The organism is Flavobacterium sp. RSP15 (genome assembly GCF_003968755.1).
Classification (GTDB): Bacteria; Bacteroidota; Bacteroidia; order Flavobacteriales; family Flavobacteriaceae; genus Flavobacterium.
In genome coordinates, this window is the sequence record NZ_RYDL01000026.1 from 1 (window position 1) to 5,488 (window position 5,488).

Genomic DNA, 5,488 nt, shown 5'->3' on the forward strand with positions numbered 1-5,488 from the left:
CAGGAAAAGCGTACATAAGCTTACGGGTTATTAGTACTACTCGACTATGACATTACTGCCTTTACATCTATAGCCTATCAACGTAGTCATCTCCTACGACCCTTAAAAGAAATCTCATCTTGTGGTGGGTTTCGCGCTTATATGCTTTCAGCGCTTATCCCTTCCAAACGTAGCTACTCTGCGATGCCACTGGCGTGACAACAGATACACTAGAGGTTTGTCCAATTCGGTCCTCTCGTACTAGAATCAGATCCACTCAAATTTCTTGCGCCCACAGTAGATAGAGACCGAACTGTCTCACGACGTTCTGAACCCAGCTCGCGTGCCACTTTAATGGGCGAACAGCCCAACCCTTGGGACCTTCTCCAGCCCCAGGATGTGACGAGCCGACATCGAGGTGCCAAACCCCCCCGTCGATATGAGCTCTTGGGGGAGATCAGCCTGTTATCCCCGGCGTACCTTTTATCCTTTGAGCGATGGCCCTTCCATGCGGAACCACCGGATCACTATGCTCTACTTTCGTACCTGATCGACCTGTATGTCTCTCAGTCAAGCTCCCTTATGCCATTGCACTCTACGCACGGTTACCAAGCGTACTGAGGGAACCTTTAGAAGCCTCCGTTACTCTTTTGGAGGCGACCACCCCAGTCAAACTACCCACCAAGCAATGTCCCCCGCATAGCGGGGTTAGGCCCTAGATAAACAAAGGGTTGTATTTCAACAATGACTCCACAACGCCTAGCGACGCCACTTCACAGTCTCCAACCTATCCTACACATCATTTATCCAAGGTCAATACTAAGCTATAGTAAAGGTGCACAGGGTCTTTTCGTCCCACTGCGGGTAAGCGGCATCTTCACCGCTACTACAATTTCACCGAGCTCATGGCTGAGACAGTGTCCAGATCGTTACACCATTCGTGCAGGTCGGAACTTACCCGACAAGGAATTTCGCTACCTTAGGACCGTTATAGTTACGGCCGCCGTTTACTGGGGCTTCATTTCAATGCTTCTCCGAAGATAACATCTCCACTTAACCTTCCAGCACCGGGCAGGTGTCAGGCCCTATACTTCATCTTACGATTTTGCAGAGCCCTGTGTTTTTGATAAACAGTCGCCTGGACCTCTTCACTGCGGCCCCGATTGCTCGGGGCGACCCTTCTCCCGAAGTTACGGGTCTATTTTGCCTAATTCCTTAGCCATGAATCTCTCGAGCACCTTAGGATTCTCTCCTCGACTACCTGTGTCGGTTTGCGGTACGGGTACTTATTACCTGAAGTTTAGAGGTTTTTCTTGGAAGCCCTTAGGCGCACTATCTCTTCTACCGAAGTATCCGAGTACTATCGTATTTCCCCAAAACCCGTGGATTTGCCTGCGGGTCTTATAGGTAGGTACTTCAACGAACTATTCCGTCAGTTCGCGGCGCTTTCATCACTCCGTCACCCCATCACAGTAATAACTAGTACGGGAATATTAACCCGTTGTCCATCGACTGTCCCTTTCGGGTTCGCCTTAGGTCCCGACTAACCCACAGCTGATTAGCATAGCTGTGGAAACCTTAGTCTTTCGGTGTGCGGGTTTCTCGCCCGCATTATCGTTACTTATGCCTACATTTTCTTTTCTCACCAGTCCAGCATACCTTACGATACACCTTCTACCCTGTGAGAATGCTCCCCTACCACTCCATATTAATATGAAATCCATAGCTTCGGTAATACGCTTATGCCCGATTATTATCCATGCTCGTCCGCTCGACTAGTGAGCTGTTACGCACTCTTTAAATGAATGGCTGCTTCCAAGCCAACATCCTAGCTGTCTGGGCAGACAAACCTCGTTCTTTCAACTTAGCGTATATTTGGGGACCTTAGCTGATGGTCTGGGTTCTTTCCCTCTCGGACTTGGACCTTAGCACCCAAGCCCTCACTGTTATGAAACATTATATAGCATTCGGAGTTTGTCAGGAATTGGTAGGCGGTGAAGCCCCCGCATCCAATCAGTAGCTCTACCTCTATATAACTTTAACCATAACGCTGCACCTAAATGCATTTCGGGGAGTACGAGCTATTTCCGAGTTTGATTGGCCTTTCACCCCTACCCACAGGTCATCCGAAGACTTTTCAACGTCAACCGGTTCGGTCCTCCACTATGTGTTACCACAGCTTCAACCTGCCCATGGGTAGATCACACGGTTTCGCGTCTAACACTACTGACTAAAGCGCCCTATTCAGACTCGCTTTCGCTACGGATCCGTGGCTTAACCACTTATCCTTGCCAGCAACGTTAACTCGTAGGCTCATTATGCAAAAGGCACGCCGTCACCCCACGAAAGGGCTCCGACCGCTTGTAAGCGTATGGTTTCAGGATCTATTTCACTCCGTTATTCACGGTTCTTTTCACCTTTCCCTCACGGTACTGGTTCACTATCGGTCTCTCAGGAGTATTTAGCCTTAGCGGATGGTCCCGCCAAATTCAGACAGGATTTCTCGTGTCCCGCCCTACTCAGGATACCACTATCGTTATCTTCTATTACTTATACAGGGCTATCACCTTCTTTGGCCCTACTTTCCAGTAGATTCTAATTCTATCCGCAACAAATATCGTGGTCCTACAACCCCAAAAATGCCGTAACATCTTTGGTTTGGGCTAATCCGCGTTCGCTCGCCACTACTTACGGAATCACTTTTGTTTTCTTCTCCTCCGCCTACTTAGATGTTTCAGTTCAGCGGGTTTGCCCACCTATCGGTGTACTATGTCTTCAACATAGTGGGTTGCCCCATTCGGGTATCTACGGATCATATCGTGTGTGCCAATCCCCGTAGCTTTTCGCAGCTTATCACGCCCTTCATCGCCTCTGAGAGCCAAGGCATCCCCCATACGCCCTTATTTTGCTTATTGTACTTTTTTTAGTCGAACGTCTTAATGTCATAATCTCTAATGTCCGAAGACTTTTGACTTTTGACTTGGGACTTTACGACCAAAGTGTTCTTTCTACTTTTTATTATTTTCTTATCTCAATATGTCAATGAACTGTATTTAGTCGAATGTCTTAAAGTCAAATGTCATAAAGTCTAGGACTTTTGACTTTCGACTTTGGACTTTAAGACCAAAATCGTGGAGAATAACGGAGTCGAACCGTTGACCTCCTGCGTGCAAGGCAGGCGCTCTAGCCAGCTGAGCTAATTCCCCATTTTTAATTGTGAATTGTTAATGGTGAATTGTTAATGTTCCCATCTCTCAACTCTAAAATTTCCTTTGTTTTTATGAACGTGTGTTGTAATTTATAATTAACAATTTACAATTGATAATTAATTTGTTGTCTCGGACAGACTCGAACTGTCGACCCCTACATTATCAGTGTAGTACTCTAACCAGCTGAGCTACGAGACACTCTTTATTCTTATGTCTAAAGCCGAAGGTCTTAAAGTCGAAAGTACTTGACTTTTGACATGGGACTTTACAACTTTACGACTCTAATATTATTTGAACTAACAGCAAGAGTAATATAATGTCAATATTTGTTTCCTTTTCGATATCTAGTCTTCTTTCCCTAGCGTGTATTGCTACTAACACTAAGGCTCTAGAAAGGAGGTGTTCCAGCCGCACCTTCCGGTACGGCTACCTTGTTACGACTTAGCCCTAGTTACCAGTTTTACCCTAGGCAGCTCCTTGCGGTCACCGACTTCAGGCACCCCCAGCTTCCATGGCTTGACGGGCGGTGTGTACAAGGCCCGGGAACGTATTCACCGGATCATGGCTGATATCCGATTACTAGCGATTCCAGCTTCACGGAGTCGAGTTGCAGACTCCGATCCGAACTGAGAACGGTTTTGTAGATTCGCTCCTGGTCACCCAGTGGCTGCTCTCTGTACCGTCCATTGTAGCACGTGTGTAGCCCAAGGCGTAAGGGCCGTGATGATTTGACGTCATCCCCACCTTCCTCGCAGTTTGCACTGGCAGTCTTGTTAGAGTTCCCGACTTCACTCGCTGGCAACTAACAACAGGGGTTGCGCTCGTTATAGGACTTAACCTGACACCTCACGGCACGAGCTGACGACAACCATGCAGCACCTTGTAAATTGTCTTGCGAAAGTTCTGTTTCCAAAACGGTCAATCTACATTTAAGCCTTGGTAAGGTTCCTCGCGTATCATCGAATTAAACCACATGCTCCACCGCTTGTGCGGGCCCCCGTCAATTCCTTTGAGTTTCATTCTTGCGAACGTACTCCCCAGGTGGGATACTTATCACTTTCGCTTAGCCACTGAAATTGCTTCCAACAGCTAGTATCCATCGTTTACGGCGTGGACTACCAGGGTATCTAATCCTGTTCGCTACCCACGCTTTCGTCCATCAGCGTCAATATATTAGTAGTAACCTGCCTTCGCAATTGGTATTCCATGTAATCTCTAAGCATTTCACCGCTACACTACATATTCTAGTTACTTCCTAATAATTCAAGTCAGACAGTATCAATGGCCGTTCCACCGTTGAGCGATGGGCTTTCACCACTGACTTATCTGACCGCCTACGGACCCTTTAAACCCAATGATTCCGGATAACGCTTGGATCCTCCGTATTACCGCGGCTGCTGGCACGGAGTTAGCCGATCCTTATTCTTACGATACCGTCAAGCTGCTACACGTAGCAGGGTTTCTTCTCGTATAAAAGCAGTTTACAATCCATAGGACCGTCATCCTGCACGCGGCATGGCTGGATCAGGCTTGCGCCCATTGTCCAATATTCCTCACTGCTGCCTCCCGTAGGAGTCTGGTCCGTGTCTCAGTACCAGTGTGGGGGATCTCCCTCTCAGGACCCCTACCCATCGTTGCCTTGGTATGCCGTTACCATACCAACTAGCTAATGGGACGCATGCTCATCTTTCACCGTTGTGACTTTAATAGCTCCTTGATGCCAAGGTACTATACTATGAGGTATTAATCCAAATTTCTCTGGGCTATCCCTCTGTGAAAGGTAGATTGCATACGCGTTACGCACCCGTGCGCCGGTCTCTGTCTCCGAAGAAACATACCCCTCGACTTGCATGTGTTAAGCCTGCCGCTAGCGTTCATCCTGAGCCAGGATCAAACTCTTCATCGTATATTGTGTGAGTTCAGATAAATCTGTTCTCTTTGTTTATGCGACTAAATTCTAGTGGTTTTTTCAAATCTCTCAATTCTATTACTCTTATTCTTTTGTCTTGTCTTTACGACAAAACGGCTGTCAATTCAATATGTCTAGGAACGTGTTCTTTTATTTCTATCACCTCTACCAACACTTGGTATAGCGTTTCTCGAAGCGGGTGCAAAAGTAAAACTTTCTTTTTAACTAACAAGAAAAATGTGAAGTTTTTTTTGAGATAATTTCCTTATCCCTTTCTTCTGCTTTTCTTATCAATCTGTCAACGAACGTTGCGCGTTTTGCGGGGTGCAAAGGTAACATCCTTTTCTATTCTCGCAAGCTTTATTAAATCTTTTTTTGAAAATAAATTTTC

Annotated in this window: 2 tRNA genes and 2 rRNA genes; all 4 read right to left on the bottom strand. The window is 46.7% G+C overall.

The features are described from left to right. Positions 1-10: 10 nt before the first annotated feature. A 23S ribosomal RNA gene (locus tag EKM00_RS14590) occupies positions 11-2,894 on the bottom strand. Positions 2,895-3,111: 217 nt separating this feature from the next. Next, a tRNA-Ala gene (locus EKM00_RS14595) sits at positions 3,112-3,185 on the bottom strand. 127 nt (positions 3,186-3,312) lie between these two features. Beyond that, positions 3,313-3,386, bottom strand: a tRNA-Ile gene (locus tag EKM00_RS14600). Between the two features lie 194 nt (positions 3,387-3,580). Further along, positions 3,581-5,094 (bottom strand): 16S ribosomal RNA (locus EKM00_RS14605). The 16S and 23S rRNA genes sit together here with 2 tRNA genes alongside, the layout of an rRNA operon. Between the last annotated feature and the right edge of the window lie 394 nt (positions 5,095-5,488).